This is a genomic window from Bythopirellula polymerisocia, from assembly GCF_007860015.1.
GTDB classification, from domain to species: Bacteria; Planctomycetota; Planctomycetia; order Pirellulales; family Lacipirellulaceae; genus Bythopirellula; species Bythopirellula polymerisocia.
The window spans coordinates 356,025-371,854 of the sequence record NZ_SJPS01000007.1 but is presented as its reverse complement, the minus strand read 5'-3'; the positions used below and the strand labels follow the sequence as shown (position 1 = coordinate 371,854).

Genomic DNA, 15,830 nt, shown 5'->3' with positions numbered 1-15,830 from the left:
CTTCGCTCCCAGGGCGTGCACCCGGTCGCGGAGATCGTACTCCGTCTGGCCGAACAGGTTCGAGTCGTCCTTATCGGCCAGCAGCTTAGCCACGCGCTTACGCTCCTGCTCAAAGCAGCCCTCTAAACGCTCGTATAGGAGCTGTTCTTCTTCGTTGATGTCCAAAGATTCCTGGGGAGATGTGGACATGATCGACTCCTAGAAATGTGGAAAATAGGAAGACTTACCCGCACAACAGAATTAGAGCAAATTTCACACCTACTTTCGAGACGCTCACACGGAGAGTGGAAAAGCATAGTATTTGACTTGAGCAGCCTCCGCCGATGCCCTAAAATGCGTGGCTCGAATCCCTGCGACGCATAGCGTCGCGGCTTAGTTCTATCAACCACTAGCCACCAACCACTCACCACACCAATGCAACGCACATTTATTCTACTGAAACCTGACTGTGTCCAACGCCGCCTGATGGGGCAGATCATTTCCCGCTTCGAGCAAAAGGGGCTCAACTTTGTCGCCATGAAGATGCTGCGGATCACGCCCGATCTGGCCAAGCAGCACTATGCCGAGCACGTCGAGAAGGGATGGTATCCCACCCTCGAAGGCTTTATCACGGGGGGCCCGGTGATGGCGGCTGTGGTCGAAGGGTTAGAGGCCATTCGCGTGGTGCGCGACATGCTTGGTGCCACCAACGGCTTAAATGCCGCTCCGGGCACGGTCCGCGGCGACTTCAGCAGCAGCCGACAGATGAACCTGGTTCATGGCAGCGACAGCCCCGAGGCCGCCGAGCGAGAAATAGCGTTGTACTTCAAGACAAGCGAATTAGTCGACGATACGCCGACCATCACCCCCTGGATGCGCGCAGCGGATGAATAATAGCAGCGGGCAGCTGTCCAGTAAGCAATTAACGCCCATGGGTTGCAACCCATGGGCGTTAATATGAAAAACCAAAATTCTTGGTTCGCTACGCTTTTTGCTGCTTCCAACAGCGAGGTCGTACCACATCGGTTGCCAGGCCGAGTTTTTCGAGCAGAACGATAGTAATCCAAGTGACGTCGAATTCCCACCATTTGTGCCCGTGGGCCGCGGCGCGCTGATCTGCGTGGTGGTTGTTGTGCCAACCTTCGCCATTGGCCCAGAGGCCAACCAGCCAGTTGTTACGGCTATTGTCGTCGGTCTCGTAATTTCGATAACCCCAAACGTGGGTGACCGAGTTCACGCTCCAAGTGATGTGCCAGGTAAGTACCGTTCGAACAAAGACACCCCAAACCAAGAGGCTTGCGCCGAACTGCACTCCGGCAGCGACCGAACCTCCGAGTGGCCAACCAATCAAAAAGCCGGCCAGGAAGAACACCACCATCGAAGCGGCATAAACCTTCAGCCAGTTCTCGCTCTTTTCAAGTTTCATATAGAACGGGTCTTTTAGGATATCACGGGTAAATCGTTGATAGTCGTAGACATTGGTAAACTCCCGATTCTGAAACATCAACCAGCCAAAATGTCCCCAGAGGAAGTTCACCAACGGACTGTGGGGATCAGGTCGATCGTCGGAGTGCTTGTGATGGATGCGATGCATGGCGATCCAGCAAGCAGGTGTATCCTGCATGGTGCAGACCCCGAGTATGGCAAACGTGTGCTCAAGCCATTTGGGGGTCACGAACCCCTGATGAGTTAGTAGGCGATGGTAGCATAGGTTGATGCCCAGCGTCCCAAAGACGTAAAGCCCTAGGATGGCGAGTACAACCCCCGTCCAACTGAAGAAGTAGGGAAAAAAAGCTAAACATGCCAGCACATGCACTGCAGGGATTCCAACTGCATAGCGCCAGCGTACTCGGATCGGATTGACTGCCGTAGCAGGCCACTCGAGATGGTGCGGCCCGGCATGCTCGTGCCCTTGCGGGGTGACGTATTCCTCGTCAGCGACGTGTTCCTGGTGTTCGGGAAGTGTATCGGTGGCCATGGGTCTTGCTCGAAAGGGTCGCGGCTTTCAGGTTCTTATTGCCACTCATTATACCGAATTTCGAGAGCAGAATAAATGGCGTCCCCTCTGTAAAACATTCGATTTTGAGTGTGCGAAGTCGCACACAGGGGATCACAAATTGCACAATTAGTGAGGAATCTGACGGCCATGGGGGTCCTGATCGGAAGTTTCCAACTCCGCCGCTAGTTGCTCTTGAATCTGCTCATCGATGTAATGCTCGACACGGTGGGCCGGTTCATGCACATGATCCAACGGCATTCCCAACTGTTCCACGAGGTAGGTTTCCCACAAGCGATGCGAGCGGACCAGCCTGCGGGCCGCTTCACGCCCTTGGTCTGTAAGCTGCAAACTTCCGCTAGCCTGTTCAATATTTCCACTCCGTTGCAATTGGAAGATAGAAACACTTGCCAACCAACCTCCACCAACGGCGGCTGCCGTTTCGGCAATCGAGAATTTCTTACTGCTTTTGAGCTCCTCGATTCGATAGAGCATGGCCAACACATCGTCGCGCAATACCAACAACGACATCCGTATATTGCGAAGAACACTGCTGATGAGACCATACCTAGGCGATACCAGTACAGCGATCGCATACAGACAACCCGCCGCAACAGTCATCATGCCGCTAATGCTGGTGTCCCAGTAGGTAGCCCACCAAAAGCCCAGCACAGCAGCAACTGCACCGATCAAAACCGAGAGCACGACCATCCATCCCAACCGATCACTAAGCAAATGTGCCGTCGAAGCAGGGACGATTAACATCGCCACAACCAGAATCGATCCCACGGCTTCAAACGAGGCCACAGTTGTCACTGACACGAGTACCATCAATAGGTAGTGCATTTTGGTGGCGGAGAAACCCATTGTGGTCGCCAAGGCCGGATCAAATGCACTGAGCTTTAGTTCTTTCCAAAGCATGATCAAGACAGCGAAATTCAGTAGCAGCACCACTAGCGACGTAAAGAGTTGCCGAGGCAATCCAGCCACACGTTCTCCGAACGGTACATACTCCAGGGCACCCTCATAAACGCAGCCGATATCGAAATGCAACCCTTCGGTAAATTGTTTTACCAGGACGACTCCAACGGCAAACATTGCGGTGAAAACGATGCCCATGCTGGCGTCGCTGGGAACTCGCAGATACTGGTGGAGTGTTTGGGTCATGAACGTGGTAAGCAGTCCGGCAATCACCGCTCCCACAAACATAGGAACCATGCTGCGAGATCCCGTCAACACAAACGCCACGACCAGCCCAGGCAGCACTGCATGGGAAAGTGCATCCCCCATCATGCTCATCTTTCGCAGTATCAGGAAGCAACCAACCAGCGCGCATGCAGCATTCACGGTGATCCCCGTGAGCATGATCCATGTACTCGTCGAGGGTTCACTGAACGATGCAATTACAGCAATAGTTGACTCAACAAACATATTACAAATAGCCGAGACTCAACGAGTCGCAGGTACTCTAGGTTTCAGGGCTTAACTCATGGGGCGACTCAGGCACCTCTGCCAATACTGCTGGAAGCCGACCCTCGGCAGCTAACTCTTCTTCTAATTTGACAAGCAATGCTTCAGGGAGCATGTGCTCTACATCATCGGCATCGCGGTCGACATGGTCGGGGGCGATGTTGGCATAATCCATCAAATACAATTCCCACAGGCGGTGAGCTTTTGTGAGCTGCGCCGCACGATGCACACCCAGCGGGGTCAACTGCACTTGCTCCTCCCCCCATTCAATTAGTTCCTCGTCACGAGCACGCTCCAGTACACGCTCCAGTGAATTCCAGTGGCGATATTCTCGCACGCTTTCCAGCGGGATCACGGGTGATTCCGGCAATTGTGGCTCGCTCAACTCGTACAGGGTCCGTAGCAAATGCTCGTCAGCTATACGACGACGCAGACGATACTCCACCAATAGTCGAGCAACCAAACCCTTCTGCGGCGCAAACAACAGCGATACCAAGAATAAGAAAGAAGCCGTGAGCACGATAGCTGCCCCCGCGGGATAGCCGCGTCCTAAACGTGTACCCAAGACACCTGCTGCGGCACCGAATCCGCAACTCACTAGTAACATCACCGAGAGCCGGTTGGTCCAAAACCGTGCCGTTGCCGCGGGCAGGATGATCATCGCCGCCATCAAAATCACCCCGACAATCGGGAGGCCGACGATGGTCACAACAGCCAGCGCTGCCATCATCGCGAGATCGAGCCAGAGCGTAGGCCACCCCTGCGATTGGGCGAAGTCTGTGTCGAAGCATACGACCAAGAATTCTTTGTAGAATAGTGCAACCATTGCCAACACGACGACAGCCACCCCGGCTAGGAGCAATACGTCGCTATTGAGCATCCCGCCTGGTTCACCAAATAAATAGGCGTGTAGTCCGGCTTTATTACCGCCGGTCGAAGGCTTTTGCACAACTGACAAGAGGACCACACCGGCACCAAAAAACGTGCTCAGCACAATCCCGATCGCGGCATCCTCCTTCGTACGGGTCCAACGCAGGATTACAGTCACCGCTGCGATCGCGGCTAACCCACTAGCCAAGGCACCGAGTGATAATCCGAGCAAGTGTCGATTTCCCGTAATGAGAAAGGCCAGACACACTCCGGGCAGTGCCGCATGGGCGAGCATGTCTCCCACGAGCGCCCTGCCTCGCAGAACGGCAAAGCTGCCCACAACCCCGGACATGCCACCTAAGAGGGCCGTGCCGATCATCACTTTGTCGCTGAGCGAAAGACTGATCATTGGAGGGGTTTGCTTCGCCGGATCGCTTCGGCAGCCTCGTCGAGAATCGTCAGACGACCGCCGTAGGTTTTCTGCAGATTTTCGTTTGTAAAGGTCTCTTCGACCGGCCCACAGGCGATCAGCCGCATGTTCAAGAGGATGACGTAATCGAAATAGTCACTGACGGTCTGCAGATCGTGATGCACCACTAGCACCGTCTTACCCGATGTTCGGAGTTCTTCGAGTAGTTCCACAATGGCAGACTCTGTTGCCGCATCAACGCCTGCAAAGGGTTCGTCGAGAAAATAGATCTGGGCTTCTTGGGCAAGGGCCCGTGCCAAGAACACACGTTGCTGCTGTCCGCCCGATAGCTGGCGAATCTGTCGCTTGGCAAATGCCCCCATGCCGACATGCTGCAAGGAACGGTCGGCAATTTCAAGTTCGGCCTTTCCTGGACGTCGAAACCAGCCCAGTCGACCGTAGGTTCCCATCAGGACTACGTCCCGAACCGTCACGGGAAAATCCCAGTCAACCGACTCTCGCTGTGGGACATAGCCGATCAGATGCCTTTGTTCTTCGTAGCTCTTGCCGTAGATCTCTACTTTGCCGCTGGCCAACTGCACCAATCCCAGGGCAGCTTTTATAAGTGTCGTCTTGCCCGCTCCATTGGGACCCACGATGCCGACAAGCTTTCCCTCGGGAATTTCCAGATCAATATCCCAAAGCACTGGCCGCCGGTGATAGGCAACCGTCATATCATGAACTTCAAATGCGGTCTGACTCATGAATAGGAATCTCAATGGACTGGTCTCTTCTGCGACCAGTTCTGTCTCTTAAGGCGAAAGGGCGTTGACGATCGTTAGCACGTTGTGACGGATCATACCCGCGTATGTACTGTCCTCAGTCCCGGCAGGACCCAGGGCATCGGCATAGAGCTCCTCCTCGGGGACCTTGAGATCGTGTCCTGCAGCTTTACACGGTTCCACCAAGGCACGCACCGTCCGTGGGGCAACAGCCGACTCAACAAAAACAGCCGGAACCTTACGCTCGACCAACATTTTCTGGATTTCCTCCTGATGGGCCAGATCAATTTCATCCTCGGTACTGATCCCCTTGAGGCCAAAGACCTCGAGGCCATACGCCTTGCCAAAATAGCCAAACGCATCGTGAGCTGTTACCAACACTCTACGATCTGCTGGAATCTGAGCGATCTCCGTTCTGCAATACGAGTCCAACTCACGCAACTCCGCCGCATACTCTGCAGCATTCGCCCGGTAGTCTTCGGCATGGGTTGGGTCAAACTCAGCCAGCATCTCCGCCACATCATTCGTGCAATCAGCCCACAGTGCCACATCATGCCACAAATGGGGGTCGTAGTGTCCAGCAAATTCGGGTGGTTCACGCAGTCGAGAGTCATTGCGCTCGACAATACCTTCTGTCACTGCAAAGGTCCCTTTTTGCCGGGCCATCTGCACAAACATCTCCGTCATGCGCCCTTCCAGGTGCAAGCCATTATAAAAAATCGCGTCGGCATCATTAAGTTTTCCGACATCCGACGCAATCGGCCGATAGAGATGGGGATCCACTCCCGGACCCATTAAAGCGTCTACTTTCACATACTCTCCGCCAATCCGTGTGAGCATTTCGGCCACTTGGCCGGTAGTGCAGACGATCTTGATAGGATAAGATCCTCGAAATGTCTGGCCTTGAATGCCTTCGGATAGTTGCGTTACTGAATCTTGGCAACCCGACAAAGCGATAAGCGCGAAACCTACAAGTAAATTTCTGAGGCAATCAAATATGTAGTGAACAACTGGTCTTGGAGTTCTTTGCATGACATCTCGTCTTTTAAGGGTATTGAACTTGATCTTCCATTAGTTGCCTGGCTTTAGCTCTAGCCTTTGTCCAGTTTCCCTTCTGGGCGAGATGAAGAATCTCTCCCAGCCATTGGGCTTCTTGGGTCGAGATTTCGTTTTTCTCCAAACCTGCCTCAATTTCTTTCTGTACTTGTGCTAGTCGCGAACCATCGTGTCTGTTGCAGGACGAATAAAGTGCGGAACTTAGATCATAAGTTTGCTTACTAACCTTTTCATACTTACTAGGAAGCACCAAAAAGGCCGCAACGAGTGTGCCCAGGACACCTGCAATCACAATCTTTTTTTTGTGGTCTTGTACACTCATTGTTTAGAAATCCTGGCTAAATAATTCGCCTTCAGCGATGCTGGACATTTCAGCCCAAAGCAGCAGATCAACATCTTCCGACACGAACTGCACTGCCGCGTCGCCGAAGCACACATTGCCTCCTCCGGGGTGCTCGGCGTACATCTGTCCTACATGGAGGGTGGGGAAATTTACCGGATGGATAATTGGAAAACCAGTGATGTCCAGTTCTCCTCCCGATGGTCCACCATGAACCAACACGAGCGTTGCGGCAGCATCGTCGCCATTTTCTGGAGACAAGAACTTCGGCAAAGTCAAAGCACCAGGGACAACCCCTACCCAGGTCTTGTCGCTCAACGCCGATGAATGTTCGCCCAAAAAAATAGTATTAGATAATCCATCAGCGATTTCGCGAAACTCGGTAACTGAATTTCGATAAAAAGGCCCATCTGCGACCTTTGAGACATCCCCCTCAACTTGAACTACAGCAGTCTCACTTGTATAGATGTTAGTAAATATCAGAGCCGTAGGGTCCGCACCACATTCGCCCCAACAAGATTCCTGACCGTGGCTGGCAACAAAGTGCGAGCGGCCAACTTCGACTTGCCGTCCTTCTATCATCAGCGGATTCCCGGAAGGATCGGTTACCAAGAACGGCTCTCTGGGACCAGAACTTGTCGGACACAAAAAAGTTTCTAAGGTAGTTCCAATAGCCTGCTCGTGTCGGGGGTCCCATAAAGGAATTTTTGGGTCGGTTTGGTTACTGATGGCGGATTGCTCTAGCTGAGGAAGCAAATAGGCCCCCCAAGCCCATCCGGGTGGGGCGTCCCAGGTGGAAGGGTCTCGCGTTGCTGGTGGAGGTGAACTGGTCGAATTTGAGGCATAGCCAGGAGGCAACCTCCGTTGACTGCTCTCAAAACCATGCATCGCTAGGCCCAATTGCTTGAGGTTATTGACGCACTGCATCCTCCGGGCAGCCTCGCGCGCCGCCTGAACGGCGGGCAACAATAAAGCAATCAAGGTGCCTATGATGGCAATGACTACAAGCAATTCAACCAAGCTGAAACCGCGAATTCTCAACCGATTCATAACCTATTTTCCACAGGGACATCGATGTGTAGCCTGTGCTACATTTGCCTTTAAGTGTATCATTGGCTAAACTTGTTGCAAGGGGAGAAAGAAAATATTCTCGGATTTAGAGAGATTCGCTTTTGGCAACCAAAAAACAAAAGATTAATCGCCATTCTCGCGTCCGTTCCGATCATCGCACGGAGCTGGCTGAGGACTATGTCGAGGCTATCGCCGATATTGTCGATGCCAGTGGCACTTGTCGAGCCGTAGATTTAGCTCAGCAATTTCAAGTAAGCCACGTTACGGTCAATCGTACTATTAGTCGCCTGGAACGAGACGGCTACGTCACCACTGCCCCTTATGCCCCTATTGAACTCACGAAAGCTGGACGTCGGCTGGCTGAGACCTCACAGCAGCGTCACGAAGTGGTGTTCCAATTCTTATTGGCGATTGGAGTTGGCGAGTCTGCTGCTGCTGCCGACAGCGAGGGGATCGAACATCATGTCAGCCCAGAGACTCTCGCTGCGATGAAAGCTTTCTTAGACGAGCAGTAGTCTTAACATCTGGGATCTCTCAACCCTCTTCAAGAGTGGATGAGTCTGAACAAGGCCGTAGGATTTTTCAGATGGAAAGGGGATTAAATCCGGTAATTTGCGACCTGAGCGTGCCATTTTAGCCGAACTTCGCAGGATTTGCTTTCTTCCTTTGGCGGGTGTGGTATCCTATAAGCAACAGTGTTGAGTGTTAACGATTCCCTTGGTGCGTCGCAGCCTGCCATGCGGTTCATGAATTTTCATTATGTGAAGCGTTACCGCATGGAGATGAACCTCCTGCGTTGGCAGGCTCCTATGCTGCGGTTGCCGCATGGGTATCTCTTAGTTCCCTGGCACCATTCTCTTACTCAACGTCATGCTGAAGTGAAGTATCATAGCTTCCAGGGAGGGATCGATGCCCAAGTTTTCCCGTGTCTAGCTGAATTGGAAGGCTGCCAGAGGCTGATGTCAGAAATTAAGGCAAAGGATGGCTTCGTGCCCGAAGCGACTTGGCTAGTCGAGTACGTCGGAGCGGGTTTTCGCAACGCTGAATACTGTGGCACGATCCAGGCGGTCCGGACTCAAAAGAATGGCGCAAACATTCAAAACGTCGGTGTAGTTGCCGACCATCGAGGCCTGGGGCTGGGTAAGGGATTGCTGGTGGCCAGTTTATTGGGTATGCAGCAGGTGGGAATCACTCGCGTTGGCCTTGAAGTAACGGCCGAAAACCGCAGTGCCGTGCAGCTCTACCAGCGGCTTGGTTTTCGCTCGGTCCGCACCCTCTACAAATCAGTTGAACTTGCCTGTATCCCCGCAGGAAGTTAGGCTTGCTGCATTGCTCGTGGGGCCGAATCCTTCGTCTGAACCGAGCTTCACTGGATACTTGGCGATTTCAGGATTTGCATCCCTCGATGACTGCTACCACCGATAAAAAACTCCCCCATACGATCTTCTCACATCGGCTGGCCAATGGTATGTCGCTGGTTGGCGAACCGAACAACTCGGTCCAGTCTGCCGCAATAACACTGCTTGTGCCGTGTGGCTACAGTGCCGATCCTGTTGATCGCCTGGGCCTTGCATCGGTGTTGTGTGACATGGTGCTTCGCGGAGCAGGCAGTCGCGACAGCCGGGCTTTGATCAATGATTTAGAAGTTCTAGGTGTCGAGCGAGGCGAGTCCGTCGGTGCGACGCAGACTAGTTTCAGCGCGGCCACACTCGCAGACAGTCTCTACGAGATGTTGGCTATCTACTCCGACATCGTACGTCGGCCCCATTTGCCAGGTGATCAACTGGACGCAGGCAAATCGGTTTGTTTACAGGAGATCTATTCTATCGATGATGAACCGTCACAAAGACTCATGATCGAATTGCGGCGGCGGACTTATCCCGAACCATGGGGACGTTCGAGCCACGGTAGTGAAGCGGGAATAGCTGCCATCTCCTCTCCACAGCTTACCGAGCACTGGTCACACTATTATCGTCCGAATTCCGCTATCCTGGGGGTGGCTGGAAATTTCGAGTGGGAACAGCTTGTAGATCATGTCGAAGAGTTATTCGGCGATTGGCAAGTGAACGATGTTCCTATGATCGTCGAAAAGCAAGCTGACATGGGTGCCCCCCATCTTGAGTATGACTCGAATCAATGCCATATTGGCATTGCCTATCCGAGTGTCCCCTACCGAGATCCGGACTATCTGAGGGCCTGGGCTGCAGTGGGTGTTCTCAGTGGCGGGATGAGCTCGCGACTCTTTACTGAGGTCCGCGAACGCCGTGGACTCTGCTATACCGTGAGTGCATCTCTCCAAACGCAACTTGATCGGGCTCGTGTGCTTTGCTATGCGGGGACATCAGAAGAACGTGCCCAGGAAACATTGGACGTGACCCATGCTGAGCTTTTGAGACTGCGAGATGGCGTGTTGCCGGAAGAGCTTTCCCGGCTGAAAGCTCGTATTAAGAGCGGGCTGATCATGCAGCAGGAGTCCACAAGCTCGCGGAGTGGGTCGATTGCCCGGGAATGGTATCACCTCGGCCGTGTCCGCACTCTTGTTGAGCTTGGCCAATTGGTAGACGAATTGACCGGTCCTATGATCAACGAGTATCTCGAGTCGCATCCTCCACGGGACTTTACTTTTGCTACGTTAGGACCACGTCCCTTGGAGTTGCCCCGTGAAGTTTCGTAGTCACACGCTCGACAATGGCCTGGAAATTGTCGCCGAATGCAATGACACTGCTCACTCAGTGGGCCTGGGTTTTTTCGTCCGCACCGGCGCAAGAGACGAAACCGACGAAGTCGCCGGTGTGAGCCATTTCTTGGAGCACATGGTATTTAAGGGAACTCCGCGCCGGTCGGCGGATGATGTAAACCGTGAGTTCGATGAATTGGGGGCCCATTACAATGCCTTCACGAGCGAGGAAAACACGGTCTACTACGCCTCGGTGCTGCCCGAATATCAGGAGGGAGTGATCGACATACTAGCCGACATTATGCGTCCCAGCCTTCGCGAGGAAGACTTCGACATGGAGAAGAAGGTCATCATCGAAGAGATCCAGATGTATGCCGATCAGCCGCCGTTTGGCATGGACGACAAAATCAAAGAACTCCACTACGGCCTGCACCCCTTAGCTCGTAGCGTGTTAGGGACCGAGTTCACCGTTGGCGAACTCGCCGTCGAACAAATGAGGGATTACTTTGAGTCGCGATATGCATCGGACAACCTATTCGTCGCTGCGGCTGGAAAGGTTGACTTCGATGCCTTGGTCAAGCAGGTGGAAAGCCGCTGCGGCCAATGGAAACCAGCTTTGACGGTCAGGGACTTGCCCCCTTATCATTCTCATTCAAGTTTTCAATGTGTGGCCCGTCCGGCGTCAACTCAGCAGTATGTCTTGCAGTTGGCTGACGCCCCCGCTGCGGAAGACGACCGACGATTTGCCGCCAAGCTCTTGGCAACCATGTTTGGTGATGATTCTGGGAGTCGACTCTATTGGGAGCTTGTCGATCCTGGAATTGTGGAGAGTGCCAGCACGGGCCACTACGAATATCAAGGGGCAGGGATGTATTTCAGTTGGCTGAGTTGCGCCCCCAAAGACGCCGCCGAAAACTATTCTCGGATGAGCGAGCTTCAAGGTGTTGCGCAGCAACAAGGTTTCACAGAGCAAGAACTTCATCAGGCCAAAAGCAAGGTCAAGGCCCGAGTCGTGCTTGGCAGTGAGCGGCCTCGCAATCGACTATTCAATGTCGGTGGCAACTGGCTCCAACGCCGCGAGTATCGAAGTGTGGCCGATGATCTAAAAGCTCTCGAAGCCGTGACAATCAATGAGATCGAGCAAGTGCTCACTGATTTCCCGCTAACTCGGCACACAACAGTCACGATCGGCCCGTTAGAATCCTGGCCGACCTAATGTTGTCCATGTAGATACTTCTCAAGCTCGCTTTTACGAAACTGAACCGCGTCCCAAGACTCGTCGGTTAGCAAATCCCGCCGATTATCGGGTACAACGTAGGCATGACATTCCTGCTCAGCACCATCTGCGGTAATGGCTACAACCGGAATCCGCTTGTAGAAACTAGATTCGTAGGTATCCAATTCGAACAGCGTGTCGTCGTCGAGATCGTCGTAGAGAAGTCCATTCACGACCAAATCTTCCTCTGCCCGAATGATCCCCGGATAGACAGCATTCTTCACTCGAAAGATGGCGTAGCCGCGCAGTGTCGCCGGCCGAGCAGGGAACTCACCGATGGAGATGCGCTGCCACACCTCAGGAAACATCAACGTGCCGTATGTAAACAATCGCATTAAATCGCTCGGGTTTGGGCAATGAATCTGCTGATTCATGCCTACAAACTTAACGAAACGGCTTCACAAGTTCCAGAGTAGACATGATTTAACTTATTCAACCCGTTATAGGCCGCCACTTTGTAGCATTCAGCAAGGGTCGGGAAGTTGAATACGTTATTCACGAAGAATTCGGCATCTCCTCCCAGGGCCATGACCGCTTGGCCGATATGCACCAGCTCCGTGGCACCGGTGCCGATAACATGGACGCCAAGAATTTTATGCGTATCCTGGTGGATGAGCATCTTAAGCATCCCCAGCTCATCACCCAGGATTTGTCCCCGGGCGATTTCTCGGTAGTTGGCGATTCCCGCTTCGTAAGGAATCCCCTCAGCAGTAAGCTGTTCTTCGGTTTTGCCGACCATCGAGATCTCCGGCACGGCATAAATGCCGTAGGGGAATAGCGATGTGTTGTAATTGGTCACGTCGCTGCAACCGAATGCATGGCAGATCGCTCGGCGACCCTGTTCCATGCTCGTCGAAGCCAATGCAGGAAAGCCGATCACATCGCCAGCAGCATAAACATGTTCGATGTTCGTTTGATAAAATTCGTTGACTTGGAGTCGTTCTCGATCGTCGAATTCGATACCTACATTTGCCAGGCCCAATTCGCTACACACTCCTTGGCGACCGACGGCATATAACAGGGTTTGAGCCCGCAGCGTCTTGCCAGATTCGAGCTGAGCCTGAACAAGACGGTGTGTTGTTCCATTGACGGACTCCACTTCCTCGATGCGTTCAACTTTCTCACCGAGGCGCAAAGTGATTCCTAGTTGACGCATGAAATACTGGAAAGCGTCAGCGATCTCTTGGTCCAAGAATCCCAGTACACTTTTCCGACCCTCGACGAGCGTCACTTGGACCCCAAGCGTTGCCAAAATACAAGCGTACTCGGTTCCGATCACACCGCCGCCTACTACGATCATCGTCCGAGGTAGATGATTGAGACGCAACACCTCGTCGCTGGTAAAGATACTGCTCCCGTTGAATGGAACCGAATCTGGTCGAGCTGGTTTAGTACCCACTGCTACCAGAAACCGTTCGGCTGAGACGCGTTCTTCTCCGTTTGGGCCGTCGATAGCTAATTCGTTCGGACCGGTGAATCTCGCCTTGCCCCACAGGAGGTCAATCCCATTGCGATCAAACTGGTCACGAATTACATCCCACTCGTGTCGAATTACCCGCTGGGAAAAACTTACCAACTCGGCGACTGTGATATCCTTACGTCCCTTTTTCGAGCTTCCGAAATGACCTCGATGGCTGGCACCGGTCAAATGCAATGCGGCTTCTCGAAGGGCTTTTGAAGGGATTGTGCCTGTGTTGATCTGGGCACCTCCCAATACTTGCTTCTTTTCGATGATCGCCACACGCTTGCCGAGCTTGGCGGCTTGGATGGCACCCTTCTGGCCGGCGGGACCAGTGCCGATTGCAATACAATCGTAGTGTCTCATGGGAGGGAGGTTCCCTGGGGGGTGAGCTGGCAAGGCGGGGGGTAACGAAACAGGAACGAAGTTCCTTATCCGCATCGACGCATCATACCGAATCAGATGAGAAAGTGAAACCTTGCCGGAATTACCGGTAGACTAGGCGGGCGAAGCCCTTCCGCATACAACGGTTGTAGGGAAACAACCAATTTCAAGATCCAAATGTCATGTCCTTGTTCGCCGCCGCCGAGGCAGAAAACCGCCGCCAAGCCCAGCCGCTCGCCCTGCGAATGCGCCCTCGAACCTTGGCTGAGTTCGCTGGTCAGCAGCATTTTCTTGGCGAAGGGAAATTGCTTCATCGGCTTATCAAGGCAGATCGGTTGTCGGCACTGCTATTCTATGGCCCGCCAGGGACGGGGAAGACAACGTTGGCTCACCTCCTGGCGACGGAAACCCGTTGTCGATTTCGACAACTCAATGCCGTCACCAGCGGTGTGAAAGACCTGCGTGGATTAATCGACGAGGCTCGTGATATTCTGGCCGCCGAAGGGCTTCGAACTCTGCTCTTTGTCGACGAGATCCATCGCTTCAATAAATCACAGCAGGATGCTCTCCTGCCTGACGTGGAAGAAGGCACAGTTGTGTTGGTGGGGGCAACTACTTCCAACCCGTTCTTCGCGGTCAATAGTGCCTTGGTCAGTCGCAGCCGCGTGTTCGAATTCCAGCCTCTCAGTACCGAGGACATTACACTTCTGCTCAAACGCACCTTGGCAGACAGCGAACGTGGACTGGGAGCAATACCGGTGAACTTGCATGAAGACGCTGCTAGGTTTTTAGCTGAGACGTGCGACGGCGACGCCCGCCAAGCACTCTCTGCCTTAGAAATCGGCGTACTCTCCTGCGATGATCGTCCAGTCGAATTCACGCTCGAACTCGCTGCCGAAAGCGTGCAGCGAAAGGCCGTGCAATACGACCGGGACGGCGACGCTCACTACGATGCCATCAGCGCCCTAATCAAAAGCATTCGCGGCAGCGATCCCGATGCGGGGATTTATTGGCTTGCACGCATGTTAGAGGGGGGCGAGGACATTCGATTTCTCTCTCGACGGCTGGTCATCTTGGCGAGCGAGGATGTTGGCAATGCTGATCCCCACGCTTTGCCATTAGCTATCGCTGCCATGCAAGCCTGTGAGTTTGTAGGACTTCCCGAGTGCCAGCTCAATCTTGCCCAAGCGGTTGCCTATCTGGCTTGCGCACCAAAATCAAATGCTGCCACGTTGGCAATTGGCGAGGCTCGAGCCGATGTTCGCCAAGGACGCACAGTGCCAGTCCCCACCCATCTACGCGACGGCCACTATGCCGGTGCCAAGCGTTTGGGCCACGGCGAGGGATATGAATACGCCCATATTGCAGAAGGGGGAGTCGCCGCCCAGGATTATCTAGGGGTCGAGCGAGAATATTATCGCCCCGTAGATCGCGGCTTCGAGCAGGAATTGGGCCAGCGGTTGAAAGCGATCCGTGCCAAACTGCGGTCAGCAAAGCCAATTCCAGGCATGGAGGATACTGCAGAGTGACAACTCCGTCCAAAGTACCTCCAAAACTTGAAGTTCCCTCCGAAAAAGTAGCCGTAATTCTAGTCGACCACGGTTCGCGCCGAGCGGAGAGCAATGACCTACTTCTGGACGTAGTAGTAGCGTTTCGAGCAAACTCTTCGTGGTCCATTGTCGAACCGGCCCACATGGAACTGGCTGAACCCTCGATCGCCACAGCCTTCGGCCGCTGCGCTGAGCAAGGGGCAACACTGGTAATCGTATTTCCATATTTTCTCTCTCCTGGGCGGCACTGGCACGAGGATATCCCGCGCCTGGCAGCTGAAGCTGCTGCCGCCTGGCCTAAGATTCGGCATTTGGTCACTGCTCCGCTAGGACTCCACCCCCTAATGCTCCAAGTGATCGACCAGCGAATTGCCGCTTGTCTTTCGCGAGTTGCGGGTGACAGCACGCAATGCGAACTGTGCAGCGATAGCACTGGCTGCAATTTGTTGCCCTGAAAAACCTGAGTTGATTGACTTTTCCGACTGGGTAAAGTTTAGCGGCACAAACTGGA

At 53.6% G+C, this 15,830-nt stretch carries 17 protein-coding genes; 7 read left to right on the top strand and 10 right to left on the bottom strand.

The window, feature by feature from the left end; genetic code table 11:
• Positions 1-189, bottom strand: a 189-nt coding sequence (locus Pla144_RS20555; protein WP_146452583.1) for a hypothetical protein, incomplete at its 3' end; no start/stop codon positions are given.
• Between the two features lie 225 nt (positions 190-414).
• Between Pla144_RS20555 and ndk the strand changes: the two genes are divergently transcribed.
• Positions 415-873: a nucleoside-diphosphate kinase gene (ndk, locus tag Pla144_RS20550; RefSeq protein WP_146452582.1), complete on the top strand. Its 459-nt coding sequence runs from the start codon at positions 415-417 to the stop codon at positions 871-873.
• An 88-nt stretch (positions 874-961) separates the two neighbouring features.
• On the opposite strand, the gene Pla144_RS20545 is transcribed toward ndk, so the two are convergent.
• The 7 genes from Pla144_RS20545 to Pla144_RS20515 all read right to left on the bottom strand — a co-directional run bounded on the left by Pla144_RS20545 (position 962) and on the right by Pla144_RS20515 (position 7,952).
• A complete protein-coding gene (locus Pla144_RS20545) occupies positions 962-1,957 on the bottom strand; it encodes an acyl-CoA desaturase (protein ID WP_146452581.1) in 996 nt (331 codons plus the stop codon).
• Positions 1,958-2,104: 147 nt separating this feature from the next.
• Positions 2,105-3,406, bottom strand: coding sequence for a metal ABC transporter permease (locus Pla144_RS20540; protein ID WP_197530870.1), 1,302 nt, complete (start codon positions 3,404-3,406; stop codon positions 2,105-2,107).
• Positions 3,407-3,443: 37 nt separating this feature from the next.
• On the bottom strand, positions 3,444-4,724 hold the full coding sequence (locus Pla144_RS20535) for a metal ABC transporter permease (RefSeq protein WP_146452580.1): 1,281 nt from the start codon (positions 4,722-4,724) through the stop codon (positions 3,444-3,446).
• Positions 4,721-5,488, bottom strand: a complete 768-nt coding sequence (locus Pla144_RS20530; protein WP_146452579.1) for a metal ABC transporter ATP-binding protein — start codon at positions 5,486-5,488, stop codon at positions 4,721-4,723. The genes Pla144_RS20535 and Pla144_RS20530 overlap by 4 nt, the downstream gene beginning before the upstream one ends.
• Before the next feature lie 48 nt (positions 5,489-5,536).
• A complete protein-coding gene (locus Pla144_RS20525) occupies positions 5,537-6,538 on the bottom strand; it encodes a metal ABC transporter solute-binding protein, Zn/Mn family (protein WP_146452578.1) in 1,002 nt (333 codons plus the stop codon).
• A gap of 13 nt (positions 6,539-6,551) precedes the next feature.
• Positions 6,552-6,884: a hypothetical protein gene (locus Pla144_RS20520; protein WP_146452577.1), complete on the bottom strand. Its 333-nt coding sequence runs from the start codon at positions 6,882-6,884 to the stop codon at positions 6,552-6,554.
• A gap of 3 nt (positions 6,885-6,887) precedes the next feature.
• Positions 6,888-7,952, bottom strand: coding sequence for a DUF1559 domain-containing protein (locus Pla144_RS20515; protein ID WP_146452576.1), 1,065 nt, complete (start codon positions 7,950-7,952; stop codon positions 6,888-6,890).
• A 122-nt stretch (positions 7,953-8,074) separates the two neighbouring features.
• Between Pla144_RS20515 and mntR the strand changes: the two genes are divergently transcribed.
• The 4 genes from mntR (at position 8,075) to Pla144_RS20495 (ending at position 11,866) form a co-directional block, all read left to right on the top strand.
• On the top strand, positions 8,075-8,488 hold the full coding sequence (gene mntR / locus Pla144_RS20510) for a manganese-binding transcriptional regulator MntR (RefSeq protein ID WP_146452575.1): 414 nt from the start codon (positions 8,075-8,077) through the stop codon (positions 8,486-8,488).
• Positions 8,489-8,710: 222 nt separating this feature from the next.
• Positions 8,711-9,292, top strand: coding sequence for a GNAT family N-acetyltransferase (locus Pla144_RS20505; RefSeq protein ID WP_146452574.1), 582 nt, complete (start codon positions 8,711-8,713; stop codon positions 9,290-9,292).
• Positions 9,293-9,378: 86 nt separating this feature from the next.
• Positions 9,379-10,647 carry a M16 family metallopeptidase gene (locus tag Pla144_RS20500; protein WP_231936464.1) on the top strand — a complete coding sequence of 423 codons (1,269 nt, stop codon included), beginning with the start codon at positions 9,379-9,381 and terminating at the stop codon, positions 10,645-10,647.
• Complete coding sequence (locus tag Pla144_RS20495; RefSeq protein ID WP_146452573.1) at positions 10,634-11,866, top strand: M16 family metallopeptidase; 1,233 nt, start codon at positions 10,634-10,636, stop codon at positions 11,864-11,866. The genes Pla144_RS20500 and Pla144_RS20495 overlap by 14 nt, the downstream gene beginning before the upstream one ends.
• Here Pla144_RS20495 and Pla144_RS20490 read toward each other — a convergent pair.
• Positions 11,863-12,261 (bottom strand): gamma-glutamylcyclotransferase family protein, encoded by a 399-nt coding sequence (locus tag Pla144_RS20490; RefSeq protein ID WP_197530868.1) that lies wholly within the window; start codon positions 12,259-12,261, stop codon positions 11,863-11,865. The two genes, Pla144_RS20495 and Pla144_RS20490, sit on opposite strands and share 4 nt — an antisense overlap.
• 41 nt (positions 12,262-12,302) lie before the next feature.
• On the bottom strand, positions 12,303-13,751 hold the full coding sequence (sthA, locus tag Pla144_RS20485; RefSeq protein WP_146452571.1) for a Si-specific NAD(P)(+) transhydrogenase: 1,449 nt from the start codon (positions 13,749-13,751) through the stop codon (positions 12,303-12,305).
• Between the two features lie 200 nt (positions 13,752-13,951).
• Here sthA and Pla144_RS20480 point away from each other — a divergent pair, with 200 nt between their 5' ends.
• Together Pla144_RS20480 and Pla144_RS20475 are read left to right on the top strand one after the other, a co-directional pair.
• Positions 13,952-15,298, top strand: a complete 1,347-nt coding sequence (locus Pla144_RS20480) for a replication-associated recombination protein A (protein ID WP_146452570.1) — start codon at positions 13,952-13,954, stop codon at positions 15,296-15,298.
• Positions 15,295-15,774 carry a CbiX/SirB N-terminal domain-containing protein gene (locus Pla144_RS20475; RefSeq protein WP_197530867.1) on the top strand — a complete coding sequence of 160 codons (480 nt, stop codon included), beginning with the start codon at positions 15,295-15,297 and terminating at the stop codon, positions 15,772-15,774. The genes Pla144_RS20480 and Pla144_RS20475 overlap by 4 nt, the downstream gene beginning before the upstream one ends.
• Positions 15,775-15,830: the final 56 nt, after the last annotated feature.

Coding starts and splice junctions, on each gene's coding strand:
- ndk (WP_146452582.1), top strand. CDS start 415: ATGCAACGCACATTTATTCTACTGAAACCTGACTGTGTCCAACGCCGC.
- Pla144_RS20545 (WP_146452581.1), bottom strand. CDS start 1,957: ATGGCCACCGATACACTTCCCGAACACCAGGAACACGTCGCTGACGAG.
- Pla144_RS20540 (WP_197530870.1), bottom strand. CDS start 3,406: ATGTTTGTTGAGTCAACTATTGCTGTAATTGCATCGTTCAGTGAACCC.
- Pla144_RS20535 (WP_146452580.1), bottom strand. CDS start 4,724: ATGATCAGTCTTTCGCTCAGCGACAAAGTGATGATCGGCACGGCCCTC.
- Pla144_RS20530 (WP_146452579.1), bottom strand. CDS start 5,488: ATGAGTCAGACCGCATTTGAAGTTCATGATATGACGGTTGCCTATCAC.
- Pla144_RS20525 (WP_146452578.1), bottom strand. CDS start 6,538: ATGCAAAGAACTCCAAGACCAGTTGTTCACTACATATTTGATTGCCTC.
- Pla144_RS20520 (WP_146452577.1), bottom strand. CDS start 6,884: ATGAGTGTACAAGACCACAAAAAAAAGATTGTGATTGCAGGTGTCCTG.
- Pla144_RS20515 (WP_146452576.1), bottom strand. CDS start 7,952: ATGAATCGGTTGAGAATTCGCGGTTTCAGCTTGGTTGAATTGCTTGTA.
- Pla144_RS20505 (WP_146452574.1), top strand. CDS start 8,711: ATGCGGTTCATGAATTTTCATTATGTGAAGCGTTACCGCATGGAGATG.
- Pla144_RS20500 (WP_231936464.1), top strand. CDS start 9,379: ATGACTGCTACCACCGATAAAAAACTCCCCCATACGATCTTCTCACAT.
- Pla144_RS20490 (WP_197530868.1), bottom strand. CDS start 12,261: ATGCGATTGTTTACATACGGCACGTTGATGTTTCCTGAGGTGTGGCAG.
- sthA (WP_146452571.1), bottom strand. CDS start 13,751: ATGAGACACTACGATTGTATTGCAATCGGCACTGGTCCCGCCGGCCAG.
- Pla144_RS20480 (WP_146452570.1), top strand. CDS start 13,952: ATGTCCTTGTTCGCCGCCGCCGAGGCAGAAAACCGCCGCCAAGCCCAG.